At 44.7% G+C, this 24,466-nt stretch carries 31 protein-coding genes; 26 read left to right on the top strand and 5 right to left on the bottom strand.

Going from position 1 to position 24,466, the window contains the following annotated elements; genetic code table 11:
• Window positions 1-23: 23 nt before the first annotated feature.
• The 4 genes from H6G17_RS08795 to H6G17_RS08810 all read left to right on the top strand — a co-directional run bounded on the left by H6G17_RS08795 (window position 24) and on the right by H6G17_RS08810 (window position 2,332).
• Window positions 24-356, top strand: a complete 333-nt coding sequence (locus H6G17_RS08795) for a hypothetical protein (protein ID WP_192156231.1) — start codon at window positions 24-26, stop codon at window positions 354-356.
• A gap of 45 nt (window positions 357-401) precedes the next feature.
• Window positions 402-773 carry a hypothetical protein gene (locus H6G17_RS08800; protein ID WP_192156233.1) on the top strand — a complete coding sequence of 124 codons (372 nt, stop codon included), beginning with the start codon at window positions 402-404 and terminating at the stop codon, window positions 771-773.
• Between the two features lie 77 nt (window positions 774-850).
• On the top strand, window positions 851-1,549 hold the full coding sequence (locus tag H6G17_RS08805; RefSeq protein ID WP_192156235.1) for a hypothetical protein: 699 nt from the start codon (window positions 851-853) through the stop codon (window positions 1,547-1,549).
• A 48-nt stretch (window positions 1,550-1,597) separates the two neighbouring features.
• Window positions 1,598-2,332, top strand: coding sequence for a thermonuclease family protein (locus tag H6G17_RS08810; RefSeq protein ID WP_192156239.1), 735 nt, complete (start codon window positions 1,598-1,600; stop codon window positions 2,330-2,332).
• 206 nt (window positions 2,333-2,538) lie between these two features.
• Here H6G17_RS08810 and mobF read toward each other — a convergent pair whose 3' ends face one another.
• The gene (gene mobF / locus H6G17_RS08815) at window positions 2,539-7,647 is read right to left on the bottom strand and encodes a MobF family relaxase (RefSeq protein ID WP_192156244.1); all 5,109 of its coding nucleotides are present in this window, start codon (window positions 7,645-7,647) and stop codon (window positions 2,539-2,541) included.
• On the opposite strand from mobF, the gene H6G17_RS08820 reads away from it, so the two are divergent.
• A complete protein-coding gene (locus H6G17_RS08820; protein ID WP_192156246.1) occupies window positions 7,637-7,840 on the top strand; it encodes a hypothetical protein in 204 nt (67 codons plus the stop codon). The two genes, mobF and H6G17_RS08820, sit on opposite strands and share 11 nt — an antisense overlap.
• A 25-nt stretch (window positions 7,841-7,865) precedes the next feature.
• Here the strand turns inward: H6G17_RS08820 and H6G17_RS08825 are convergent, their stop codons facing one another.
• Entirely contained in the window at window positions 7,866-8,420 is a 555-nt protein-coding gene (locus tag H6G17_RS08825; RefSeq protein WP_192156248.1) for a hypothetical protein, read from the bottom strand.
• A 440-nt stretch (window positions 8,421-8,860) separates the two neighbouring features.
• On the opposite strand from H6G17_RS08825, the gene H6G17_RS08830 reads away from it, so the two are divergent.
• The 4 genes from H6G17_RS08830 (at window position 8,861) to H6G17_RS08845 (ending at window position 12,332) form a co-directional block, all read left to right on the top strand.
• A complete protein-coding gene (locus H6G17_RS08830) occupies window positions 8,861-9,979 on the top strand; it encodes a hypothetical protein (RefSeq protein ID WP_192156250.1) in 1,119 nt (372 codons plus the stop codon).
• A 12-nt stretch (window positions 9,980-9,991) separates the two neighbouring features.
• Entirely contained in the window at window positions 9,992-10,684 is a 693-nt protein-coding gene (locus tag H6G17_RS08835) for a hypothetical protein (RefSeq protein WP_192156252.1), read from the top strand.
• A gap of 348 nt (window positions 10,685-11,032) precedes the next feature.
• Window positions 11,033-11,857 carry a hypothetical protein gene (locus H6G17_RS08840; protein ID WP_192156254.1) on the top strand — a complete coding sequence of 275 codons (825 nt, stop codon included), beginning with the start codon at window positions 11,033-11,035 and terminating at the stop codon, window positions 11,855-11,857.
• 28 nt (window positions 11,858-11,885) lie between these two features.
• Window positions 11,886-12,332 carry a hypothetical protein gene (locus tag H6G17_RS08845; RefSeq protein ID WP_192156256.1) on the top strand — a complete coding sequence of 149 codons (447 nt, stop codon included), beginning with the start codon at window positions 11,886-11,888 and terminating at the stop codon, window positions 12,330-12,332.
• A gap of 341 nt (window positions 12,333-12,673) precedes the next feature.
• Here the strand turns inward: H6G17_RS08845 and H6G17_RS08850 are convergent, their stop codons facing one another.
• The 3 genes from H6G17_RS08850 to H6G17_RS08860 all read right to left on the bottom strand — a co-directional run bounded on the left by H6G17_RS08850 (window position 12,674) and on the right by H6G17_RS08860 (window position 14,032).
• Window positions 12,674-13,150 carry a hypothetical protein gene (locus H6G17_RS08850; protein ID WP_192156258.1) on the bottom strand — a complete coding sequence of 159 codons (477 nt, stop codon included), beginning with the start codon at window positions 13,148-13,150 and terminating at the stop codon, window positions 12,674-12,676.
• Between the two features lie 317 nt (window positions 13,151-13,467).
• Entirely contained in the window at window positions 13,468-13,710 is a 243-nt protein-coding gene (locus H6G17_RS08855; protein ID WP_181245321.1) for an excinuclease ABC subunit C, read from the bottom strand.
• Window positions 13,711-13,759: 49 nt separating this feature from the next.
• Window positions 13,760-14,032, bottom strand: coding sequence for a hypothetical protein (locus tag H6G17_RS08860; RefSeq protein ID WP_192156260.1), 273 nt, complete (start codon window positions 14,030-14,032; stop codon window positions 13,760-13,762).
• 217 nt (window positions 14,033-14,249) lie between these two features.
• Between H6G17_RS08860 and H6G17_RS08865 the strand changes: the two genes are divergently transcribed.
• From H6G17_RS08865 to H6G17_RS08945, 17 genes are all read left to right on the top strand, one after another.
• Entirely contained in the window at window positions 14,250-14,564 is a 315-nt protein-coding gene (locus H6G17_RS08865) for a helix-turn-helix transcriptional regulator (protein ID WP_192156262.1), read from the top strand.
• Between the two features lie 262 nt (window positions 14,565-14,826).
• A complete protein-coding gene (locus H6G17_RS08870; RefSeq protein WP_039710217.1) occupies window positions 14,827-15,081 on the top strand; it encodes a hypothetical protein in 255 nt (84 codons plus the stop codon).
• A gap of 278 nt (window positions 15,082-15,359) precedes the next feature.
• The gene (locus tag H6G17_RS08875) at window positions 15,360-15,869 is read left to right on the top strand and encodes a hypothetical protein (protein WP_192156264.1); all 510 of its coding nucleotides are present in this window, start codon (window positions 15,360-15,362) and stop codon (window positions 15,867-15,869) included.
• A complete protein-coding gene (locus H6G17_RS08880) occupies window positions 15,859-16,071 on the top strand; it encodes a type II toxin-antitoxin system HicA family toxin (protein ID WP_192156393.1) in 213 nt (70 codons plus the stop codon). Before H6G17_RS08875 ends, H6G17_RS08880 begins: the two co-directional genes overlap by 11 nt.
• A gap of 3 nt (window positions 16,072-16,074) precedes the next feature.
• A complete protein-coding gene (locus H6G17_RS08885) occupies window positions 16,075-16,386 on the top strand; it encodes a hypothetical protein (RefSeq protein WP_192156266.1) in 312 nt (103 codons plus the stop codon).
• Window positions 16,387-16,466: 80 nt separating this feature from the next.
• Window positions 16,467-16,724 (top strand): hypothetical protein, encoded by a 258-nt coding sequence (locus H6G17_RS08890; protein WP_192156268.1) that lies wholly within the window; start codon window positions 16,467-16,469, stop codon window positions 16,722-16,724.
• A 101-nt stretch (window positions 16,725-16,825) separates the two neighbouring features.
• The gene (locus H6G17_RS08895) at window positions 16,826-17,083 is read left to right on the top strand and encodes a hypothetical protein (protein WP_192156270.1); all 258 of its coding nucleotides are present in this window, start codon (window positions 16,826-16,828) and stop codon (window positions 17,081-17,083) included.
• Between the two features lie 93 nt (window positions 17,084-17,176).
• Window positions 17,177-17,584, top strand: a complete 408-nt coding sequence (locus H6G17_RS08900) for a hypothetical protein (protein ID WP_192156272.1) — start codon at window positions 17,177-17,179, stop codon at window positions 17,582-17,584.
• Window positions 17,585-17,667: 83 nt separating this feature from the next.
• Complete coding sequence (locus H6G17_RS08905) at window positions 17,668-18,666, top strand: IS630 family transposase (RefSeq protein ID WP_192156395.1); 999 nt, start codon at window positions 17,668-17,670, stop codon at window positions 18,664-18,666.
• 85 nt (window positions 18,667-18,751) lie between these two features.
• A complete protein-coding gene (locus H6G17_RS08910) occupies window positions 18,752-19,243 on the top strand; it encodes a Rad52/Rad22 family DNA repair protein (protein WP_192156274.1) in 492 nt (163 codons plus the stop codon).
• 242 nt (window positions 19,244-19,485) lie between these two features.
• Window positions 19,486-20,226: a DUF6262 family protein gene (locus H6G17_RS08915; RefSeq protein WP_192156276.1), complete on the top strand. Its 741-nt coding sequence runs from the start codon at window positions 19,486-19,488 to the stop codon at window positions 20,224-20,226.
• A gap of 226 nt (window positions 20,227-20,452) precedes the next feature.
• Complete coding sequence (locus tag H6G17_RS08920; protein WP_192156278.1) at window positions 20,453-20,626, top strand: hypothetical protein; 174 nt, start codon at window positions 20,453-20,455, stop codon at window positions 20,624-20,626.
• 580 nt (window positions 20,627-21,206) lie between these two features.
• On the top strand, window positions 21,207-22,379 hold the full coding sequence (locus tag H6G17_RS08925) for a hypothetical protein (protein ID WP_192156280.1): 1,173 nt from the start codon (window positions 21,207-21,209) through the stop codon (window positions 22,377-22,379).
• 108 nt (window positions 22,380-22,487) lie between these two features.
• A complete protein-coding gene (locus H6G17_RS08930; RefSeq protein ID WP_192156282.1) occupies window positions 22,488-22,691 on the top strand; it encodes a hypothetical protein in 204 nt (67 codons plus the stop codon).
• A 2-nt stretch (window positions 22,692-22,693) separates the two neighbouring features.
• Entirely contained in the window at window positions 22,694-23,080 is a 387-nt protein-coding gene (locus H6G17_RS08935) for a hypothetical protein (protein WP_192156284.1), read from the top strand.
• Window positions 23,081-23,164: 84 nt separating this feature from the next.
• Window positions 23,165-23,953 carry a DUF2786 domain-containing protein gene (locus tag H6G17_RS08940; RefSeq protein WP_199316603.1) on the top strand — a complete coding sequence of 263 codons (789 nt, stop codon included), beginning with the start codon at window positions 23,165-23,167 and terminating at the stop codon, window positions 23,951-23,953.
• Between the two features lie 203 nt (window positions 23,954-24,156).
• Window positions 24,157-24,381, top strand: a complete 225-nt coding sequence (locus H6G17_RS08945) for a hypothetical protein (protein ID WP_192156285.1) — start codon at window positions 24,157-24,159, stop codon at window positions 24,379-24,381.
• Window positions 24,382-24,466: the final 85 nt, after the last annotated feature.

Consider the following 24,466-nt stretch of genomic DNA (forward strand, 5'->3'; position numbering starts at 1 on the left):
AGTACTCGGCACTAGGAGCTTTCGTGCGCGATATACTCCGTGACGAGCGGTTTCCACTACAAGCAGATCGCGATAGGCAGCAGATTTATCTAGAAAAAAAGTGGGCAGAACAGAGCTGTTATCAGCACTTGGACGATCTACACGCCCTTTGGGATAAGTTTCAAGCTACTGGTCGAATGCCCGCGATCGCCGCAGACAATTCTTTGCGTCGCGATTGGCTCAACCCCGATGCCAGAGGTAGTTACTGTTTGCAAGTTGATAATCAAAGTACAATTCGTACTTTGTTACTTCCTTGCTGCCTTTATCACACTCGCGCTCCCAGTCTTGTTGAAGTAACTGCTAACTCTCCTAGATGACTTCGGGAGGGAGTGGAAGTCTATGCCCATTATTTCCGAAGAGAATTGCATTACGATTTTGTCCAGTTTAGCGCTGACGAAACTGATAAAAGCTGGAGATGCGATAATAATGGCAAGTGGGGTTGGCAGCAGAATCGCTTCGTTGCATGGTTGTTTCTTCCTCCTCACGACCTCTGCGTAGACGGCATTGGTAATAGTAAAACAGTGGGAGCTTGTTGTTTCCGTTGGAGGGAGTGGATTGATGCACCTCACAGTTGGGCTTTGCAATGGATCTGGCTGCATCCCTACTTTCGTCGTCGAGGAATCCTCAGCGATGCTTGGTCAACATTTACCGAGCAATTTGGTAAGTTTCACGTTGAAAAGCCGCTCTCAAATGCAATGTATCATTTTCTACTTAAGGTTGAAGCCGCTCGTTAATACTAGCAATTACTTTACTCGGCTTGCTCGTCTCCAATTTTAGAATTAAAGATAGTGACAACGATTGATGTTTGATAATGTGGCATACTCATCTGGGCGATCGCGTTCTTGAGGGACGAGAAGCAATTTTTTATCTATTCGCAGCACGGGAGACTGTGGCTTTGCTCCAAGATACTCCCCTAGAAGAAATGGATTGGTGGTTGCCAGCTACGTTCGATGCCGTCTTTGATGCTGCTACTGCTCAACAGAAAATTGTCTTATTGCACCAATGTCTTTTAGCATTGCTCGATCCCAACATCCTGCAGCCCGAACTGACGAACGTAATTGAAGCTGCTGCCTATCTCCCTTTTCAAGTGATGAAGTCAAGAGTAGAAGAAGAAATTTCATTTGCCTCAGAGGGAGTTTGGGGTGAGGAAGATCTTCACTCTTACACCACGAGGAAATACTACTATCGTCGCTTTATCCTTCAAACTTGCCAATCTCTCAACTGGAAGGTCAATGCCGATATTGAGCGCCCGAAAATCCGTAACGAACGCTCCAACAACCTTGAGCTTTGGCACGCAGCCGTTCAAGCTCTGGCAGAACGCATATTCTGGGACGATGATTGGCAAGTTACGACACGCTATCCAGGCATTGTAGAAGGCAAGCATCCCCAGGTCGTGCAAGTAGGGGGATTGAGTGATTATCTTACCAACAACTTGCCACAAGTTAACGATGCTCAAGTTATTTTGGCAGTTCGTGCCATTACTTGCTGGCAATTGCCAACTGCTTTTTAGAACGAGATTTTGGGAAGACTAAGAATAGTCGCAAATCCCCCAATTTTTATGCAACGGCTATTCTGTCTTACTTTGCCTGCCGCGTTGTTGCTCGGCAGTTCTGTAGCTTATGCTAGACCTTCAATACTACAAACTGGAGCTACAAAGGCTTTAGCTTCCGAGATTGCTTCGGTCACAGTCGTTAGCGTTGGTGACGGCGATACCTTACGTGTCAAAGACAGACAGGGAACGATAAGCACTGTAAGGCTGGGATGCGTTGATGCGTCTGAACTAAAGCAGCATCCTTATGGTAAGAATGCCCGCGATCGCTTGCAGCAACTACTTCCCACAGATACGATAGTAACAATGCGAACAATCGATCGCGATCGCTATGGTAGAGTTGTTGCCGAACTCTATAAAGACGATCTTTCTATCAATTTAGAGTTAGTGCTAGAAGGGCAAGCTGTCGTTTATCCTCAGTACATTGATGGTTGTAATGCTACCAAAGATCGGTACAACCAAGCACAGGCGCAGGCGAAAAAGAAGCGATTGGGAATTTGGCAGCAATCTTTTCCAGTTATGCCTTGGGACTTTCGCCGTGGGAAAAGTACGACTCGCTCAAACCCGATTGTTCCTGCTGCTTTTACTCCCTCTAACAATTTTCCCGCCTGCATTCAAAGTGATTGCAATTGCAGCGACTTTAATACTCAAGCCGATGCTCAAAGAATTTTTGATGCCTTTTCAGGCGATCCTTTCTCTCTCGATCGCGATGCCGATAGCATTCCCTGCGAATCTCTACCATGACTACGCGATCGCTGTGGAATTTCCCGCCTGCTGATTCGACAGTTTGCTGCCAAGCTACGACTTGTTGGACTGATTCTAGCTAAATCAGCAGTCTAACCTGACGATCGCTGGTTGGCAAAATCCGTGCGCCACTAATGTCTAGATTTTTTTGTGCGCCAATGGCGCACAAATTCTCAAATACAACTGCGGCATCGATATGGTCAAAGTTAAAGTTCCAACTCTGACTCTCGTTCCTGTTGTTGTTGCTGTTGGCGAGGGTGCTTTGGCATCCTGGCAATCGCCCCTTGCATAATAGTCTTGATATACTTGTGCGCCATTTCCTCTCCCCCTTGTTGCCGGATTTTCTCTACTTGGGGGTCTTGCGATAAGATTCTTTGAATTATTTGTGGTTCTAAACCATCTTTCATTGCTGCAATGGCAATCCGACCTGCAATCTGAACGGGATGCTCCGCTCTAACTTGCTGGCTGTAGTGCTGCCAAAGTGCTTGAGGGGTTACGTCGATCTGAGTAGAAATTGTTGTGGAGTTGAGGGGAAGATTCAGCCGACTCGATTTCTCTTGATTTCGTTCGCGGGGTTGACTATTCAACTTCAATCGCTCGTGGAGATGAATAGCCTGTTGCATTGCTGCAAATGCTGGCTGAGACAATGGTAAAGGAGTTATTTCGCGATTGAAAGCGAGCGCAATGTCAGCAATCCGCTCTAAATACTCTCGTGGTTTGTCTAACTCCTGAGCCGCACTCCACCATTGCCACAGAGATGCTTCTTGCTGCCTCCAAGTGTCAAAGTCTTGCTCCATGTATGCTCTACCTTTTTCTGGGAGGAGCTGACCGCCTTCTACTGCGGCGGCTATAGCCTTGACTCTCTCGATGTATTGACTCGATCTCCCGATTGCAGTCGCGACTTTCTCCCAGTCCGAAACTTTCCCCTGCCCTTCTGCTTGAGTTTGTGTCGCAGTTGCTTGTAGAAATTCGTTCCAATCTTTACCGCAAGTCGGTGCCGCTCGAACGATATTTCCAGTCCCGAATTCCTTAACGATTTTCCAAGCTTGTTCTTGCCCTGCGCGATCGCCATCCTGTGCCAGTACAACCTGTCCGCCGCGAGCAAGTACCGAGCGCAGTAATTCGATGGGAACCGCTCCCGTACCGTCAGTAGCAAGGAATGTCGTTGCCGTACTCTTATCTTTAGCCAAGGCTGCGGCAGAGATGGCATCAATTGCTGATTCAGTTAAAACGACCCGCTGCACTTCCCCTTCACCTTGGGTAAAGCTAAACCAAGCTTCATCTTTTCTAGATCCTGGGGCTAAACCCTTAAACTTGCCCCCAATGCCCCGCAGCGATGCTCCTTTTGCCTCACCGTGCGAGGAGTGTCTGATAAATACGGCATTGGTTAGCTTCTCACCATTGCGCCCCAGTTGGTGCAGGCGATCTAGTACAGTGGGAGAAACACCACTGGCGTAGATCTTCCCCTCTTGGTGCAAGCGATCTACTAGGCTAGTGGGTAAACAGCGTTGTTCTATGAGATACTGCCTGACTTCAAGCCACTTGCGCTCGTCGGGGGTAGGTGCTACAAAAGGCTGGCGTTCTTTGGCGACAGGTTGTGGTTTGTAGGAGCGAGATCGCGGCGAGCGCTCCCAAGAAATATAACTGCTTTCACGGGTTAAGCCGAATTCAGATGTCAGCCAGTTTCTTGCCGCTTTTCGCTCCAACCCTAGTACGTGCATGACTAGACCTGTGGCGTTTCTGCCACCTGCTTGTGCGTTCCAGTCATACCAACCTTTACCATCAGTAATTGAAACATTTCTTAACTGCTCGTCGCACCACTTGCCTCTCTCGCCCTTTTTAGGCGACAAGCCTAATTGGGCGGCTACATCTTCTAGAGACAGTGCGAGTATTTCTTGGGTTAACAACTCTCGTTGTCTTTGTCGTTCTCTAGCAATGCGATTATACTCTTCAGCACTTGCGAGAGTTGTTCGACCAGATGCGATAGCTCGGTCTGCTGTTGAATCTGCTTGGCGCTGACGTTGCTCAAGGTTTTGGTATATGACATCAGACTGTTGAGGTCGCTGCGAAGGTTTTTTAATTGGAGTTGTTGGTCGTCCAGGCGTTGGTGAAGTTGTTCCCTGACGTGGTGCGTTTCCTGTGGTAAGGGCATTAACGTGTTGACCAAGCTGCCAATCCGAGACTCGATCTCGCACAACTGTCGGTTCTGTTGTTGGTGGCATTGTTCTACTTGCTGTTGGAGTTGACTCAACTTGAGCGTCAAGCTGTAGAGAGAGTTGCTTGTTAGTTTGCTCAAGTTGTTGGTTGCATTCGACAAGGTGGTGATGCAGTCGATGAGTGCGTTCATGCTCTGCCGTTGGTCGATTATTTCCCGCTCCAGGCTGTCGAGCTGTTGTTTCTGGGAGTGCGTCAAGGGCTGTTGGTGGTTGAGACAAGCTTCGATCCGGTCTAGCCGCGTGACTATCGGACTCAAGGCTCTGAGCAACGCGCTCTCCAACAGTTGAGAGATCGCCAAGTTCGGACTGTCTGGAATTCGATCGTTCATGGGATGTCTCCATTTGGGTAAACTCTTCTCGAATTGAATTCGACTCTGATTTCTGCTCTATTGGCTGTTGCTGTAACAAACTCAACACTTCTTGCGTTTGTTGCTTGTCGGTAGCAGAGAGAGTGGCAGCTAACAGCTCGACTGGTACTCGTCCCCAACTTTGTTGCAGAACTTCAATCGGGTTTTCTTGTCCGCCACTGCACTTAGATGCTTCAAGTAGATGCTGTTTATCTTGGGCATAAATTGTTAACTGGTTCTTGGCGCGGCTCATTGCCACATACGCGCTCTCTTTAGTCGTCGTCCGATCTTTTGTTGCCGAGGCGATCGTCCGTGCTGCCGTCTTGCCTTGAGAGGCGTAAGTGGTGAGCAAGTATGCATATTCGACGTGTAAGGAGTCGCGTAAGTCGATGGTTTCGGTCACTTCGTCTTTGTACTGAATCGTCGCCTTCTCGGACGCGATCGCCAACACCTTAAATTCCTGCCCGTTGCGGCGACTCAGTTGATGCTGGTTCTTTTTCCAGCGGAGACGATCGCCTACGGCAATTTCAATCTCCTGCTTGGTGTAGACTGCTTTGCGGAATTTCATCGGCTCGACCAAGAAGGTATTTCCACTTGCATCCGCGAACGTCAACTTATCTGCATCAATCCCTACAACTGTGTAAGGCTGAAACTTTCTCAGTCCAGTCCGCTTGTACTGGCGCAGTGGGATAACGACATCTCCCACGTTGTAGTAGTGGGTGTATCGCATCTGGACTTGGGTTAAATCTTTGGAGATCAGTTGGGTTGCAGCTGCAATATCTCCCAGGCTTCCCTCTTGCTTGAGCAACGAGCGAATCTTCTCGGTCACTGCGGCGCATTCCTTTCTCGTCCCTGCCAGAATGATAGTTTCATCCCGCTCTGACGGTTGGAGATTGATGTAGTCAGCGGCGATCCGACTTGCCCGTGACTGGGGATCGGAGATTTCTTTGACTCGCCCAGCAGTCGCCAGAGATGAAATGGCGGCAACTGAATCTCCAGAAGCGGCGAGGCGCACCGCTTGTTTTAGATCTGGAGGGCTATTACGCTGTCGTACCGATTCGTTCAGGTAAGCCGTACCAATGCCAGCTTGTTGCAGACTTTTGAACGGACTACCTGCCGCTACAGATGACAGTTGCCGCGTGTCGCCTACCAAAATCAACCTAGCTCCCTCAACTGTCGCCCGTTTCAATAACTCATAGCCGTCTTTTGCACCCATCAGCCCCGCTTCATCGACAATCCAAATTTGATTTGGTTGTGGTGGGTCGGTTAGTTGTGAGACGAGCAGCCTTGCCACCGTGTTTGCTTCGATGCCCATTTCTTGCCCCAACACGTTCGCCGCTTCAGCACTGGGGGCAAAACCCTTGATCGCATAACTTTGAGCAAGCGTTTGTAAAGTCTCGATCGCTCCTTTAAGTTGCTCCAGGGCGAATGTCTTCCCCGCACCCGCTACCCCTTGCCATGCAATGAAGCGGTCTTTTGTAGTTGCCGCCAAGATAACTGCTTGCTGCTGCCCTGCATTCAGTGTCGTCCCTTCTAGGTATTGCTCTACAGCTTCGCTCGGTGCGATTGATTCTACCTGCCCTTTCCCCTGCTGCATCAGTTTGATGGTGGCAAGTTCCCGCCTAATAGCCGCTTGCGTCGTGACCCGCCGTTGCTCGTCACCGATTTGGATTAATTCGGGGTGGGAGGCGATCGCCTTCTGTAATTCGTCAATGCCGAACTGTTGCGGCTGTGCGGTGACGAACTTAGCAATTTCTTCCACCTTGAAGGCAACTTTTCGCTCCGCACAATGCTCGATCCCGTCTGCTACTACTTTTTGCAGTTGGGCTTGGATTTGTGAGGGGGATGAAACTTGCGGATCTGCTTGGTGGACGGGATGAGCGATCCCGTATAACTGTGCCTCATCCTGCCATAGGGAGTGCATTTCGTCGCGATCGACATCGTGCTTTTTCTTGACGCGGGTTTTGCGCCATGCCCAGATCTTGTTTTCGGTTGTGGCATCAAGACCAGCTTCTACCAACTTTTCTACGATCTGCTGGTGGCGTTTGGAGAAGGCTTCAATCTGTTCGCGTGTGTAGCCTTTGATTTCAAATAGCTCTTTTGGGTGTGGTTCGATCTCGTATCCCAACTTCCGGCATGACAATGCCAGCTCGTTACGGTAGATCTGCCCCAAGAGCATTTTGTTTTGGTAAAGAATCTCGTCAGCGCGACTCTGCCATTTGCCATTGTCGAGTTGGGTAACATTCATTGCGATGCAATGGCTGTGCAGGTGGGGATCGAGTTCGCGGCTGGTGTCGTGATGCCAAATTGCCACGGTGAGATTGTTTGTCTTTATCCTTTTCCCTTTCACCCGCGTTTCGGCAAGCAGTTGCTCGATGAATTCCAATGTCCGCCCAACAGCGGCTCGGTGAGCGGCTTCTAACCGAGAGTCACCACCCACCAAGCAGGCGAGCGAGACGCTCTTAGGGGCAGCAAAGCACAAGTCTACTCCAGCCCTTTCTTTTGGTTGCTTTTTATTCTTATCCTTAACTTGCTTTGGTTTGCCTCTAAGTTTCTGCTTTCCATCTGGACTGACACCGTTGAGTAAGTTTTTATAAGCAGAAGAGTTGCCTATCTGACCGCGCAATCCCAAAGCTGCTGCACCACGACCCCACCACTGGGAATTCTCCAATGCTTTTGCTTTGGCATAGTAGTTCTCCTGCTGATAATACTGTTCCCCCTGCTGAGGATTAATCGTATCTATGGTGAGCATGGTTGGAGTTCTTTCTGGAACGGCACAGGTATCGCAATCGCCGTCGAGCCAGCCAAGTAAGTCTATCTACCACAACTTAGTTGAAGCTGGAATTACCTTTAACTATATCCCCAAAAGCAAATCATGGCAAGGCTTTGAGGTGTGTTTTTTAGCTCCAATTGGAGCGACAGGTGCTGCGACCATCGGGAGCTGACCAGCCCCGAATAGGGGCGATCGCATTAAGGATGGTGTGGAAGGTTCCCTTCCACGATCGCCTTGTGCTTGGTGGTAGGTTTCTTCTGCGGAGAAGCTTTATGCATAGAGGGATGTACGAGCTTGGTTGTAGATTTCCACAGGATAACAGGAAGATCTGGACGGGCAATGAGGACTGATACCAACAGAGCGATCGCCGCTTTGAGGCGCGTGAGACGAAATGGTTTGGGTGCGTTCTCTAGGGCGGTAATTCGCTCTGATTGAGCTTTTAGGCAAGATTCGAGTTGGGTCGTCTTTGCCATCAGCGTCCCGATCTTCTTTGCTTGGTCTTTGAGTACGTCCTCTGCATCGCGATCTAACTGTTTTAGTTCTTCGTCAATCGTTTCAAAAGCCTGGACGAGGCTGGCAACGGTTAAGTTAAGACTGTCAATATCGCCTTCAAGCGGTCGCAGTAAAGCAATTAATTCATCAGGCGAAAGGGATCGGGTCTGAGTTCTAGCTTTTTCTAGTTCGGCGATCGCGTCCAAATCTTCTAGATGTTCGCGAATCGCCTCTATGTTGTTGAGATTGTCTAGATCCATTGCTCTTTTTTTTCATTCTACCTAGCGATTCATAGTTGTAATTAGACTGCAATTAGACTGCAACTAAGCTGAAGTTGATGATTCATTTACATCATCTGAGCTGCAATTAAGTGGTGTTTTGATGAAAACTGCACTTTAGATGCAAATCAAGTGCAGGTAAACTGTAATTAGTCTGCGCTCGCACTGCAAAAAACTGTATTTGGGATCTGTTATTTGACTGCGTTAGAATTGCGTCAGACTGAAATTAGACTGCAATTTTACACGGAATTGATGTAGTTTTACTAAGACGAGTTTTTTCAGCAGGTAGACTAAGTATTGAGTAGAGAGATAGATAGATTTGAGTTTTGCGTAAATCCGACTCGGAGTCAGGTAATTACAACTAGTTTGTAATTACCTAATTGTTTGTAATTACATTTTGTTGCGCTCTGGAGATAAATAATATGTACTCAGATTTGACGATTGTAGTAACAGTCGATTTGGGAGCTAGTGACACTAAGGCGGTGTACTGGAACCCTTGGTCGCGCAGACCCCAGATGCTCTGGATGAAGCCCCAAGTGGCATTGATGAACCCGTCTGACATCAAAAGACTGGATATGGGCGGTACGACAGTCGCTACTCCCGAAACTTCTGCCTACGTCCAAATTGGCTCTTCCGTCTATGCTGTAGGGGCGCTAGGACGGGTTTTGGAGGGGGACTCTGGCTTGCGACTTGCCAAAAAAGAGACTGCTAAGGTGAAAATTTTGGCAGTCGTGGGGGCGATCGCCCAGAAGTTACTCAAACAAGGGCAAAGGCATCACTTCAATCTCGAACTTTGTTTCTTATTACCTTTGGTTGAGTATTGGAACGAAGAGCATCAACAACAGCTGAAGGCAGAAATTTCTTCAGCTTTAACAGGATTCACGTTTCGCGGTACGGCGATGTCTGCCACGCTTAAGCGGCTGAGAATATTGCCGGAAGGTGGAGGGATATTTATAGATGAGAACTACAAGTTGCTTCAACAGGGACAAACAGCCGAAGCCGACATCGTTTCCATTGCCATGTTTGGCTATCGCAATGCCAGCTTATTGACGTTTGCCTATGGTGCGCCGCCGCAGCGCAGTAACTCTAAAGGAGATGGACCTGGTTACGTCAGGTGTTTGGAGCAACTCATTCCTGGAATTAATGCCGACAACCCCGCTCTATTTGAAGCTTTTCGCCAGGGGGAAAAAACATTTCGGCTCAAGGGTCATCAAGAAAGTTACGACCTAGAAAATTTAAGATCGTTCGCTCACGAGTACTACTTCAACGAAGCAAGAAAATTTTTGCAAGCCGAGTTGCCAGATGCCTCTAGCTATCGCTTGCTGATCGCGGGTGGCTCTGCTTACGAGATCCAGCCAGAACTAGAACGATTTCTCTCCACTCTGGAACTAGCAAGCAGAGTCAGTTGGTTGTCAGAGACGATCTCTGAAATTGTCAAAGCTTTTGATGTGGAGCAGATACAAGCAGCGCGGTTGTTAGACGCATTTGGAGCCTTTCGCTACTTAGCTCGTTCTCAAGCTGTCATGCAAATGTCAGTCTAGGAGGAGATAGTCATGCTAAAAAAAGTTAACTCAAACCAAGTCATTCTCAAACTGCGCGTCACTCCAGAAACTCCCGAAGCCATAGCGATCTGCTACTGCCGCCATCATCCAATCGGGATTGCCAACCAAATGCTCCAAAGAGCCATCAATGCTTTTTACCTGCCTCTAGCTTATTTAGAGCAAGGTTCATCTCACTTACAAGTAGAACGAGTAGCAGCGGCAGTAATTTACGAGTTACTCGCTCAAGTTCGTTCAATTGAGACAGACTGCCTGCCTAATATTCAGGGAAGTGGGTCAAAACTAGAACTGTCTTCCCACAACGCTAGAATGCATTTGGTAGCATCTAAAGAAGTCTTTTTAAACTTAGTTGCTCTTGAAGGCAGCGACGATGCGTTGGTGCTTGATTATTGTCAGCACCAGCAAGGTAGTACTAACGAACTAATTAGAACGGCGATTAAAGCTTTTTATCTACCTTTAGCTACCTTCGAGCAATGTAAATCTCAGTTGCAGGTCGAACGAGTAGCAATAGCTGCAATTAGAGAGATCCAAGCCCAAATCCGTCTGATTCAGAGAACTTGCTTGTCAACTATTTCGCTAGATGTTTCGGGAGCGGATTTATCTTCGTTGACAAACAGCACTGAAGGTAACAGTTCTGAGTCTCCCATTGAGAATGAGATAGATGCGCTTTCCTCAGTCGAGTCATAATGCTTCAGCAGCAGTCGAGCGGGCAAATTTCAGTCAGGAAAATATGCTGAACGAGCAAGACTGGTCGTGTTGTTAATGCTTTGTTTGCTGTGTTTTAAGTAGCGTTACACGCCATTCCTGCCAATTATGAGGAAGTGGGTAGGTGAAGTGAAGGCTTTTTTCGTACATGGATATCGCCCTCGCGAGTCAAAGATCGCAGGCATTGGGCGATCGCAGATAAGAATAGTCTCTTGGTCAAAACGGTAATAATTACCGTTTTGACTAGGCAGCAAACGACGAGGGTTCCTTATCGGTATTGGCTTTTCTGTTTGATTCAAACACAAGTGCAGCGTGTAAGAGGAGGTAGTTGTGCTAAAAAAAGCTGGTTCAAAACAACCAACTCTAGTTCTGCGGTTTGACCCCAGAACTATCGAAGCAATAGTAATTAACTACTTAAGAAAAGATTTGTTCGGCGGTGCAAATTTAGCGCTCTTTAGAGCATTGAATGCTTTTTACTTGCCTCTAGCTTATTTAGAGGTTGGAAAACCGCAGCTACAAGTCGAACGAATGGCAACGGCTACAATTAATGAATTACTAGCACGAGTTTGTTACATCCAACAGACTTGTCTGCTTGACAAGCATTGGAATTTCACGTCTAAACAGTCTCCCACTGGTATGAAAGTGAATTTGGACGAGCTACTTCCACTAGTCGAGTCTTCTTTGATGTCGAAGCAAGTTGTTTTGACATTAAAGGCAGACCCAGCTACAAACGATGCTATAACGCTTGATTATTGCTATCGTCATAAACTCAGACGCAGCAAGCAAATTGTTAAAGTAGCGATGAATGCTTTTTATTTACCTTTGATATATTTGGCAGCAGGAGCATCGCCAGTGCAAATAGAACGGGTTGCACTAGCGGCAATCCACGAACTAGAAGCACAGCTGCGACAGATTCAAGTCATCTGCCTGCCCGATATTCCAATTGATGTTTCTAGCCGAGAGTCAAAGAAATTGATCGATTCGCTGCCTGATTCATCGCTTCTGACCCAAACACCCAAGCAGACAGCTAGATTAACTGGTAAAGAAGTTCGCAGTGGGGAGATCGAATTAGATCCGCATGACTCGTCGTTATTAAATTACGTGGGGGGAATTTCTAGTGCCGATTTAGCCATCCGTGCCGATCCTTTCAAATAAGGCTGTCAAGAGAGTGGAAATCCCCAGAGTGCAATCTAAGTTTTCGGCTCAAAGCCTAGTAAACTTGGCGCAGTATGTCAAAAACGCTGAAGAGGAGGTGATAGCCACCACGGGCAAAGCTAGCCCCCTTTACATAAATGGGGTGTGTCTAGCACAAGGTGCAGACATCCTACAGGGTAAGCCGTACCCGATTGTTGCCGTGACCAAAGAAAATTTGGATGAGGCAATGCGCTTTCATGACAACCTGCTGCTTTATCCAGCTCACAACGAAATGGCACGGGCGCTGATCGAGCGCATGACGCTGGAGCAAAAAACTCAACTCCTTGGGCATTACGCCCAGACTCCTTCACTGCAAATACCCCAAACCGTGATTCAGTTGGCGGCTGAGGTCAAAGCTCAATTGCAACTTCAACCCAAACAGAACGTGCAACGGCAGCAGCCTAGAAGATCTCGCGATCGCGACTTAGAGATTTAGGTTCGCAAAACGGTAATAATTACCATTTTACTTTAGAGATTTTTACAATTAGCGACAAGAGCGATTGCTCAACCGCGCTACTTCCCCAGTAGAACGTGCAAAAACAACGTAGTCGAGTACGCCCTTAGCATGGCAACCGATTTTGGAATATAGATTTGAATTCAACGGTGATATACTGATCGCCGCACAATTATTCCAGCCCATTGTTTTCAAAATAGGTAGTATCAAATTGATTTGGCAATTAGAGAGGTCGCTCTTGAGCGAGTGCCCATAATAAAATACGAATATCGCTCTGTTGCCACTGAATTTGTATTTTCTTCTCTGGGTTTCGCACTATGTCTTTACCTCAAAAAAGCGATTGAGCATACTGCTTTTCCTACCTCAGTCAGTGCAATCATCATATCTTCTGTCTTTTTCTTACCTTCATAACCTGAAATTTCTACAATTCCTTTTTTGACAAGACTAGAGATCGCACCTCTAGCTACTTCAGGCGACAAGCCAGAAGTTGCGATTGCTGCAAACACCCAAGTCAAGTTATTTTCTTCAAAAGCATTTGCAAATTCGTTGTCGCAACTCCCTCTAAGAATTGCCTTTTCATTTTCAGTTAAATTTTTAGCAATTTCTTCACATTCACAGTTCGTGGTTAAATAATGCAGGTGATCGCTAAGTGCATTGTCAAAGTCGGGACAATCGAAGTCGATAATCACCTCATGACAGTCATTGCACGCTAGCGCAACGTTTTGCTTTTCGCCATACATAACACACTCAAAAGAGTGACCGACGTGAGCCAACAAATCGTGATAATCAAATACAGCCATCTAATGATACTCCTGAATTAAATAAACAGCGATTGCTTCTTCTAGCTCTATTTCTTGCAGCCTGATGTTGAACTAGATCGGCTGTTACCTCTTCTAAAATTTCTAGCGATTCAAGGAGCGATCGCTGGTATCGCCCCTCGATGTATTTGTTGTTTATCAAACAACAACTTTGCCTATCAAAATTTCGACAAGCCACAATAGATCGATGCTTTGCCGATATCTTTCCACGATCTCTAAGTGATTGGTGATAAAGCTACGAAATCTTGCTCGGCTCACTGCGAGTGCGGAAAGCTGGCACGCACTTTCCGGTACGAACTTTAACTCTTAGGATTAACGGCTGCTTGAACGTTTAATAATTCAAGCCGTCTGGTCAACACGACTCGATCACGCGCCGCCACTATAATCGCGGAGCGATTTAGTGGGGGTAGTTGACTTCTGTGTTGTTCTAAGCGTTGCTTGAGGGAGGTTGAAGTAAAACCGAGGTAATGCGCTGCAAAGCCGTGCTTTGAGGTCAAATTACCAATGGGTGTGCCAAAGCACAACAAATATACGTAGCTCATAGTGTTATTCGCTCGAATACTCAAGCAAAGTTAGCCGTGGATTAGGTTTCTAACTGACCTGCCATTGACTTTGTAGGACTGGAATTTGAGCTTCTGGTACTAAATCTGTTTGGATGTACTCTTCAGCAAAACCTTGTGGTGTATCTAATTGAACTGCGTACCACCAACCAGGCTGATGCACTCCGTCAATACATATACCTATCACCCGACCAGTTGCCCAATATTGCGGTTCGCACGTATCTGTTACGGCAACGCGATCGCCAAAAACGTATTGTGGCGCTTCAGGTGTGGAGCTTGTGAATGCAATAGTAGTGTCGTTCATGTTTGAATTCTGGATGAAGCAAGACAATGATTGAAAAAGTAGCTTCTTCGTTCTATAATCAGAATAAGCTTATTTATACTAAGTGTCAACTGGTCTAGATTACTATTTAGATTAGACTTAGTGAAAATAAGTAACATAGTATATGAGATATAATTATCAACTAAGCTAAGCTTAGTTTTGGTAAGTACGGTTAAGCGCGGAGTTGTAAACTAAACTGATGCAAGTATTAATTCCGGTTGAAATTCCCGAGCTGCGGGATCAATTGAAGAAATTACGTAACTTGGCAGACATCTCTCAAAGTGAGTTGTCTCAACAAGCAAAACTTAGTTTTCAAAATATCCAACGGATAGAAAGAGATAGCGATAAAGGTGGGGCTAAATCGATTCCTTACGAGACGCTAGAGCCAATTCTAAAAGCTTTAGGATTGCCACCAGAGCGGGTGGTAGATGCTAAGCAACAAGCTAGCAAGGTTTTTTCTCAGATGTTGATAGAACTGCTAATTCAACAAGAAACAGCATTCAAGCAGCAATAGTAATTTATACTTGCATCTTCTTAACCCCTATAGAACAAGGGGTTTTTATTTATCCGTGTTTACTATTGCCAATAAGCTTATTGCGAATATAAGCAATGCCTAATCGAAACTATGCTTTAGATAAACTATTGCAATCAAAAGTTGAGTGCATTGCTTAGTTTTACTCTTGACGCTTATTTTAAATAAGCTTATTATAAATAGTAATAAGCTAGTAAAAAAGGCGGATGCGAACCGCCTAGCCGTTAAAGAATTTACACCCATCATGATTACACTTTTATCCGCTCCAGAAACTCTTACCGATCCCTCTTCTGCCTACCGTTACCTGGTGGAGCTAGTGTCGATCGAACAAGAACTCGACTCGCAGGAGGTTCCCGTTCCTAAAAATACCGAAACAGTCGATCTCTGCGTTGCCCAACCAACCAAAGAAGCGATCGCCCTATTGCTGTCTGTGAAAGGATACCTGGAGAAGTACCAAATCGCGTCCTACTGGGTTCCAGAAGATTGCGACTGCTTCTAATGCAAGGTATCTGAAGGATTCAAGCCTTCAGTTCCTTCTCTTCCTCTTTTCAACCGGAGAATCAGCATGAGACTAAGAGTAGAGTTTGAAATCGAAATTCCATCAGCAAAAAATATTAGCGAAGAAAAAATACTTGAATGGGTGGAATTTCAACTCATGGGTGGAGTGTTAGAGCCTGCACACCCATTGATACATGAGGATTTTGAGATAGATCCTTTTAGCATATCCTGCGAGGAGTTGCGCGACTTCAAAAAATTAATTACACAAAGGAGCCACAAATGACAACCGTTCGCCAGACAATACCATGCCTGATTGCTTGCCCTTGTCCGACTATCGCTGACACTACAGGAAGCGATAACTGGGGATTCACAGAACCTTGCCCAGAAAACTACCTCCGCCCAGGAGATATCATCAGCAGTCCTGGTGGTCGCTTTGAATACGAGATTGTCAGTTATCCATTCTCACGGTTATATGTCGATTTTCGAGGTTTAATTGCTAGCCTAAAGGGGATGGAAGTCATCGATACCCAGCAGCGGCAATTATACAAATTGTTGTTCCTATTACTTGCTATGGCGATCGCCGACAACCAAATACATCTTCCTACTTGGCTGTTGTTGAGCCTTACGGGACGGTTGATGCCCCACTTAGATAATAATGCCTGGGTGGGCTACCCAAGGAGAAGACCGATCCGCCATAGAGGAAACTACCTTAGTTACCAGCGCCGCCTAGCTGATGGGCAGATAGTAGAGACGTTCACTCTACGTTGGAGTACGAATGGTGAAAGCTAAAAACCTAATTCGATCGCTGAAAAAGGATGGATGGTATCGAGTGAAGACTAAAGGAAGCCACCATCACTTCAAACATCCTCTAAAGCTCGGTAAAGTAACGGTTTCAGGTTATAGCAACGATATTGCCATAGGAACTTTACGCCAAATATGCAAGCAAGCAAAGCTTTTGACTTCGAGCAAATGCAAGCGGCAGCTTAATTAAGGTATGCAGCTGCGATCGCCGCAATCGCTCTCACTTTCCATTTCACCTGACAACGTACATTTATTCAACTCAAATCTAGGAGCATATATGGACTTCGAGCAGCTTGTCATCAACCAGCCGCAAAAGTGCGCGATCGCTCTAGAATTTGAAATTTCCGGTTCGTTCGATTGCGAACGGTGCAGTCAACTGGCTCAAACTGTAGCCTCATTCGTGGAGCAATTGCTCTATCTGACACATCCTAGTGTGAAAATTAATTACTCTATTTGCGCGATTACGAAAAAAACTTCCACCTCCGTGCAGCTACCTCCCATATAAGGAAGTGAAAGTTGCGATCGCGCAATTGCAGCACGAGGACGCAATAAATTTTTGATGAAACTACTCACCCAACACTACATATGCTAGACCAACAGACCGATGAACTCTTACAGACTTGGGCAGAGACAGCTACTCTTGCCCTGCAAGGCAAAACTATTTCTCACGTTACGTACCAATATCCCGAACAGAGAGACGAACTAGGATGGACGACATCTGCACCTGTTATTGTTTTTGAGGACGGGACTCAACTGATTCCGATTGCTGACGAGGAGAGGAATGAAGCAGGAGGATTTTGCATCATCGAAGAAGCTATTGAAAATATAATTCCCCCAATTTAGCTTACCTCTATCTACTAAGTGCGACTCGCAGGGTTGACAACCAAAAGCGATCGCACTTACCAAGACGAGGTAGAAATTAAGTCAAACCAGCAAGGAAGATTATGAAAATTCGCTTTCTCCAAATAGTTGCCTCCAGCGCCATCTGGATCTCCTGCCACGCTCCTGCGGGAGTTGCAAGCGTTGCCCCCAAATGGGAACAGTTGCAAGATACTAATTCAGCTTTACTACGGGTGCGAGTAGCATTGGAACCAAAATGTACGCTAAAGGCTGATTCCTGTGATAACGATAAAATTTCTACCTTCTTCAATGCCTCATCTTCACCGATAATTCAGGCTTTGAGCGTATTTTTCCTGCGATAAAGATTCTTATCACAGGAATAAACACTTTTTTTTGGCGACGGCTCAAACTCAATTACACTAGGCATCTTGGGCTTAACGTACATTTCTGTTCCAATGCTACTCACGGGCGTACTAGAGCAAGTCGAGCGCGACTACACTCACGATATTGCGCCAGATACCCCTATGAATGTGGGGCAAATGCAAGTGTCGAAGATTAGTAAATCCAATTCACAAGTCTTATATTTGGTCAATACTCGCTTGCCAGGAAAAGATCCAAACAACGACTCCAGTTGCGGGCAAGTGGGGTGCTTGTTCTACGGTTACGTCAAACAGAACAACCACTTCGTGCGAGTATTGAATGGCTACATTAACGATTTTCATGTGCAAGATGCACCACCTACAATTCAAGCTAGTCGGATAAACAATCATCTTCCTTGCTTGCACTTGACTTCCGCCAAGCGACAATCAAAAGAACTTTGCTACAACGGTAGAACGTATCAACTCGAACGGCTTCCAAAGTAGTAAGTAGTCAAACAAAATTAGTTACACAAATCAGTAGTAAGATATAACTGAGTATAAATGATTTGTGTTAAATGAGGCTACAAATGTTTTTTATGAGAGAGATCAACCCACTTTCTTTAAAACTGTTAGAGCGAATCTATCGTCAAAGCCAATATCATCAAGTGCGACAAAGAGCACAATTCTTAATACTAGCCTCTCAAGGAATTAAGACAGAAGAATTATTAAAAATGTTTCATGTCAGTTATAAGACAATATATAACTGGATAAATCGTTGGGAAGTAGAGGGAGTGCTAGGACTATATAATAAATCAGGAAGAGGGAGAAAACGAAAATTTAATTCCGAACAAGAATCAAAGATTAGAGAGTGGGCGAAACAAGAGCCAAGGCAATTAAAAAAGGTGCTAAATAAAATAAAAGAAGAATGGAATATTGAAGTTAGCACCCAAACAGTTAAAAGAGTACTGAAGCAATTTTATATGAGTTGGCATCGAATACGGCGCGATGTAGGAGGAAATCCAGACCCAATAGAATATCAGGAAAAATCAGCACAACTAGCAGAATTTAAACGATTGGAAGATGAAGGTAAAATTCATTTATATTATTTAGATGAAACTGGATTTTGCCTCATTCCTTCTGTACCTTATGGATGGCAAGATATCGGAGAGTATTTAACTATTAATAGTCGTCGTAGCTCGCGGTTAAATGTCTTGGGTATGATGAGTCGAAATAATCATCTTGAAGCTTATATCTCATCTCAAAGTATTAATTCTGATGTGGTTATTGCTTGCATTGATACTTTCTTTCCTAGAGTAGATCGACCAACAGTAATCGTTGTTGATCGATCCTCAATTCATACGAGTGATGCTGTGTTTGACAAAGTTGAAGAGTGGAAAGAGCGTGGTATTACTATATTTCAACTGCCTTCCTATTCACCTCAGTTAAATTTGATTGAAATTTTGTGGCGATTCATTAAGTATCAATGGATTGAGATAGATGCTTATAAAGATTGGCAGTTTTTTGTGGCATCCATTGAAAAAATTCTTCGAGAATTTGGAAAAAACTATGTAATTAATTTTGCTTAACTACTTACGTTCTTAGATTTGGCGATAACTTCGCTCACGCTCCGCTAACGCGACATTTACTTTTTCAAATTTTCAACCAGGAACAATGGTTAACTCCCAGTCAAACCTCCAAGTTGTAGGTAGCAAAGCCGATCCAACTCAGCCTGAATGGTACAAGCAGCCTCGCCGACCTATAGCTGAAATCATTGCCGACCTTAGTAAGCCAATTCCCAAGAAATATTTAGACACTCGCCAGCAAGGAGGTGCAAACATCACCTATCTACCTTGGTACAACGCAGTAAAGCTTTTGGATCGTGTAACTGGCGGTCATTGGGAGTACCAAATTACTAACATTCATACGACAAGCGATCGCCTGATCCTCACTGCTAGGATTGCTATTTACGCAGCAGAAGGTAGTTTCAGCCGCGAGGCAACGGGAACTGAAACCCTCAAAGAGGAATATTACGATAGAAAAACTGAGTCCAAGCGAATCAGAGAGTGGGCTTATGGAGATGTGTGTTCAAAAAGTGAGTCAATGGCACTACGCCGCGCTGCAAGTAAGTTTGGACTCGGCTTGTATCTCTATCAAAAAGACTGATTTGGAGATCGGTGGATACTCCTCAACACTGGTAATTCAAGCACCAAGAGATGTAGCGGTAAAGCCAGTCGAAAGAAGCGATAACTATGTTAAGCAACGCTTACGCGCAACAGCTTAATCTTATCAAGAATAAATCTGGGTAGCCCTAAATACGTCTTTTCCTTTGCCAAAAAGCAACGGTATTTTCTGCTGCCTTGCTTTTCCATATAAAGCAACAATTGCTTGAGAGGTACAAAATATTTATGAGTAGCGTAAATCCAGGTTCTCAAAAAATACGTTCTCAGTCTACCAAACAAAGAGTATTGTTAGCAATCGGTAGATTGGAAAAGGTAGGGGCAAAAATCGGAATTAATAGTGTTGCAAAAGCGGCTGGTGTTTCTGCTAGTTATATTTCCAAGCAGCCAGAGTTAAAACAACGTATTCAAGAACTTAAAAAATCATACGTAGAGCGCCAAGAAGCCGCGCGATCGCGGGAATCTTTTGCTTTATCGATCTATCTCTCACAACAAGAAAAGGAAGTTCTAGAGCGGATTGCCTTAGAAAAAGAATGTCACTGGGGAGATAGACCGAGCGTGCCAAAATTACTAGAAAAAATTGCCAATCGAGAATTCCCGATTTTACAACTAGGAGTACGGCAGCAAGAATTGCTTGCCACTATACTACATTTAGAACAAACGTTAAAAATTACCTTAGAACGATTCAACTGGGAGAATAAAGAAATAAAAAGCTTGCGAAAAGAAGGAACTGTATATAAAATTCATATTGCTCACAAGGAATTAATAGAAAGTATTGCTTGCCAAATGGGATGCAAGCATAAAGATGGTAGTGGTAACATTTCCATGTTCGTGCAAAAAATTTGTCGTCACAAAATAATTTTAGACTCTTCTATTAGTTTATGGTCAGGCATAAGTCAATCCTTCCCATCGTTGCAAGAAGCAGTAATTAAAGTTTTATCAATCATTACGTCTGCTAAAAACGGTTAAAATTTTGAACGACACTTACTTGTAATTTGGAAAACAATCTATGCAAAAATTAACTTAGTCTAATAAAAACACTTTCTTCAATTCTGTAAGTATTGACGAAATCTATAGTTTTAGTAGATCTCTATCTTTACAAGAAATAAAGATTTTAGCTAAAAAATCAGGCGTATCTATTGACTATGTTTCAACGTATCAGTTCATCATCAAAGAGCGAGAGCAAAGCATTAGTATGTGGCAGCCAGAATCAGACGATTTGTGTCACGGGTATGAGATGGGATTCTGCGGACGAAAGGCAATTCTCTGTATCGGTAATTCTAAACAGGGATATTTTATGTTTTGCCGCAATTGTGCTTACAAAATGGGTAAAAACTTAACTGATGTTGCATTTACCTCTAGCAGCTAGCTTTTTTTATGTGACTTCTACTAATTGGAAGATGTTGTTATTTTTCATTTTATTTCGTGCAGAAATATATTGTAAGTTTGTCAAAAAAAAATTAATTTGCTTTTTTAATTCCCATGTTTTATACTCTAACAAAGAGTAGTAAGTTGGCAAGCTGCACCTTTGTAAGAGTCAAAAACTTGCTCCTTATTGCAACAGCTTTTTTTAGCTATTTCATGGCGATCACTCCATGCCACTTAAGTTGAGTTCTCCTATAGTTCAAGACTTTCTAACTTTCGCAATTGATGTAATTACTCTTTCCTATATTACACTTTTGGCATTAGAGTTTTTAATCGACATTCTACTGCCTAGGCTGCCTATTTACAGTTCGGCAACCAACCAATTGTAGGGCATTAACAGAACAACTAAAACCTTTATCCGATGAGATGAGATTGCAATCGGTGCAGTCAACAATTCAACTTCAAGTACCTTGAACGCTTGCCACTTGAATAGCTTTCAAGACTTGCAAACTCGAACAGCTTTACACGCTTAACACTAGTGAAATTAAAGCTCACATAATGTCAGAACCGCATTAGGAGATATCATGATTCCCACAAAGTTACAAACACGCATTCAGTCGCTCAAACAACAGCGAGATCGCGCTATGGAAGAGAAAGCTCTGCGCCAGCAGCAGGAATTAGCAATCCTAAGCCAAAAACTTTTGGCAGAATTTAGCGAAAAATTTAATGCTGATTTCGATCCAGAGATTCGGTCTGAATTGGGAATTGAGTTGAAAACCGAGCGCGTATCTACTGCTTCCCAAATAGATAATGTTGTAGCTTACGCAGAGTTTTTGCTGACTGACGAACTAGAAGAAACTCACGCGGTCGCAATTCATCAAGTTAATTCTTGGTGGCGAATTCGCTATCCAGATCTAGCCTGGATCGAACGCCACAAACGCCGAGAAAGTCAAGAGTTTCTGCACATAGATTCAGCGTATTGTTCGCGAGTCAAAGCTAAATCTGCAAGTGAAGTGCTACTTCTATTCCTCCACGGCTGGCAGCAGTTGGTGAAAGAAAATGCCCAAAAACGTCAAGAAGAATCTCGTAGGTTAGAGGAACTAGCTAAAAAACGGCAGCAAGAGGAAGAAGAACAAGAGGCACTTAGACTGAAGAACGAGCGGGAGCAAGCCGAGCTACAGCAGCAGTGGGAGGAGCAAGCAACTGCTATTAAAGCAGAAGACACTCAAATCAGACAGCGGATTGCAGCCGAACTGAGCGAAGCTAAATCTCAACTTTGGCAGTGGCAGGAGGGAGCAACTGTTACCCTATACAAGTGGACTTGGTGTAAAGGCGCTTACGAGCGAGAAAACGATGAGACGGAGTTTGACTACGAATATTTGTGGAGCGATCGCGATAGTTTAGATGAGGATGGTTACGTTACAGGTTACAAGTCTGGAAAGCAAGATGGATACTCCTATCGAGCTTGTGCTTGCTGCCAAGTCAAACTAATAGCTGACGTTCACAAACCAGTAATCGAGCGCGTCCAATATTGCTCTTGGGAAGATTTACCCTCAATCTTCCGCACGCCGATCTTCCACACGTTTCAAGGAATTCAACTTTACGGTGATTACGATTGGCAGGTACTAGAGTTAATCGCTCAAGCTCAAGAGGAAGATGAGGAGTGGTATCGACAGAATCCAGCTTGCAGCGAAACAATTGCTATCGGTGAGGAACCACTTCCTTGGATTAAATCTTTACTCGATAACAGCAAGTAGCAAGTTTAGCCACCGTTCAAAAACTCGATCGCTTTGAGATACGGCGATCGAGAGAAAGCAAATGTAGCTATTGATGAGTGGACTTATTTTTTCAAGCGGAGTCGATCTATGAACAATACATCAGCGATAGAAAACGAGATCTATCAAGCTTGTGACGAGTATCCGCGAAATTTTACTCTTGAAGAAATGGATTACATCCGTTCTCATCCTGACATTCAGGATATTCTAATTTGTTGGTTTGAAATGAGTTTAAGCGACGGATGCTGGACTCAACAACAAGTCAAGTTCATGCAGTCTTTTTACGAGTGCTGATTATGCATGCCACCTATTGTTCGTTAAAAGTTGGATACGATCGCCTCGAAATCGATCATCATTTGATTGCTGAAGGGAAAAAATACTTAAGTCTTGCTTTAGACCTAGCACAAGCATATCACGTCCTCAAGAATAGTATTTTTTGGAGAACAGCACGTCCGAGTATTAAAAGGCGAGTCAAGCAGGAATTAAATATTCTTGCTTTCGATTGCTGTTCTAACTTTCTAGCTGGTTGCGATCGGATTAACGCTTATGTAGAAGAAATGAGCGATATTGCCCCTCCTCCAAAATGGTGGAATGATGTAATAGTTGCCTTTACTCTTGCATACGATGCTCTAATACGGGAACATAAAAGCGAAGTTACAAGCAAACAACTATTGCTTTGGTAATAATAAATCGTAGCTATGCAATGCCTTCGGTAGAGCGAGGACTAAACCGCGATCGCTTGCAAACTTCATCGATAATTTCAAACTATGGCACAGTTTATGGCTAAAGAGCGACAGAGTATTATCGAGCGCGTTCATAAATTACTGGCTTTGAGTACTTCATCTAACGAAAACGAGGCAGCACAAGCAGCAGCAAAAGCACAAGAGCTGCTGATGCAGTATAATTTATCTTTAGATGACGTTACGCTTGCCGATGCAGTCCGGTCGGATTGTATCGGAGCAGAAGATTTAGAGAGCTACCGTAGAAAAGTTCTTTGGAAGGGTAGTCTTGCCTCTGCAATCGCCAACGCTAACTTTTGCAATGCTTGGTGGTCGGGAGGAAAGATTGAGGTAGCGGGGAAACCGCACAACCGAGCAGTTGTTAGATCCATTTACCAATATTTAGTTGTAACAGTAGAGCGACTGGCAAAGTTAGCCCTCAAGCAAGAGCGGCAAAACTATCAAATGTATTTAGACCAATTTGCAGGAGCTAGTATTGCTTCTTCTTCGGAACCGAATTGGCGCAACTGGAAATCTAGCTTTATTGCTGGTTGTGTTTCTCGTTTGTGCGAACGATTGAAGGAACAGACCCACAGGATGCAAACTGAGGGTATTCCTAATAGTAACGTTTCCGCTTTGATTTGCCGTCAAGCTTATGAAAAGGAGCGAGAAGCAATCGCGTTTTGGCAACAGGAAAAGGGCATTTGCCTGCGGAAGTCAACTCGTTCGAGAGTTGGCCGCACCCGTGACGCTTACAACTGCGGTCGAGCCGCAGGTGAGGCGATTGGACTAAATAAACAAGTCAATCCAAAAAGGGTGAATTTACTACAGGGCTAGACGTTGAGGTAAGTTGTCATATAACTGGAAGCATAATGCCTACTATGTCTTAGAAAGCTCTACTTCCTTTAAGCAGATAAAGCACCAGTCTCAAGTGCTTACCAATAAGGAATTACAGCGTAGCTGGATAGCACGATCGCCCACCTCCCTCAAGCTTACACGCCGCCCATTTGACACGGGATCGCGAACCTAATTAAACACTCATGGAAAAGTTATCGCTCCAACCAGGTGCAGCCATGAAAGACAATCTACCGAATAATCTACCGCTGACTAGAGACAATGCTGTTATTGGCTGGACGCTTGGAAAAAATGTTGTTTCTAGACGCTGGAATTACGAACATTTTCCTGTTTGTACTGTGGAGTTATCACCAAAAGCTATGGCGATGGCACATTCAGTAAATAAAGCGTTGGGGTTGTGGGGCATTTAATCGCTCATACCGCTCCCATGTATTGAGGGCTAGATCGCCGGAGTATCGAGTCTGACGACACAAAAGTAACGAGCGGCTATGCAAA

The sequence above is a fragment of the Chroococcidiopsis sp. [FACHB-1243] genome, assembly GCF_014696895.1.
Classification (GTDB): domain Bacteria; phylum Cyanobacteriota; class Cyanobacteriia; order Cyanobacteriales; family Chroococcidiopsidaceae; genus Chroococcidiopsis.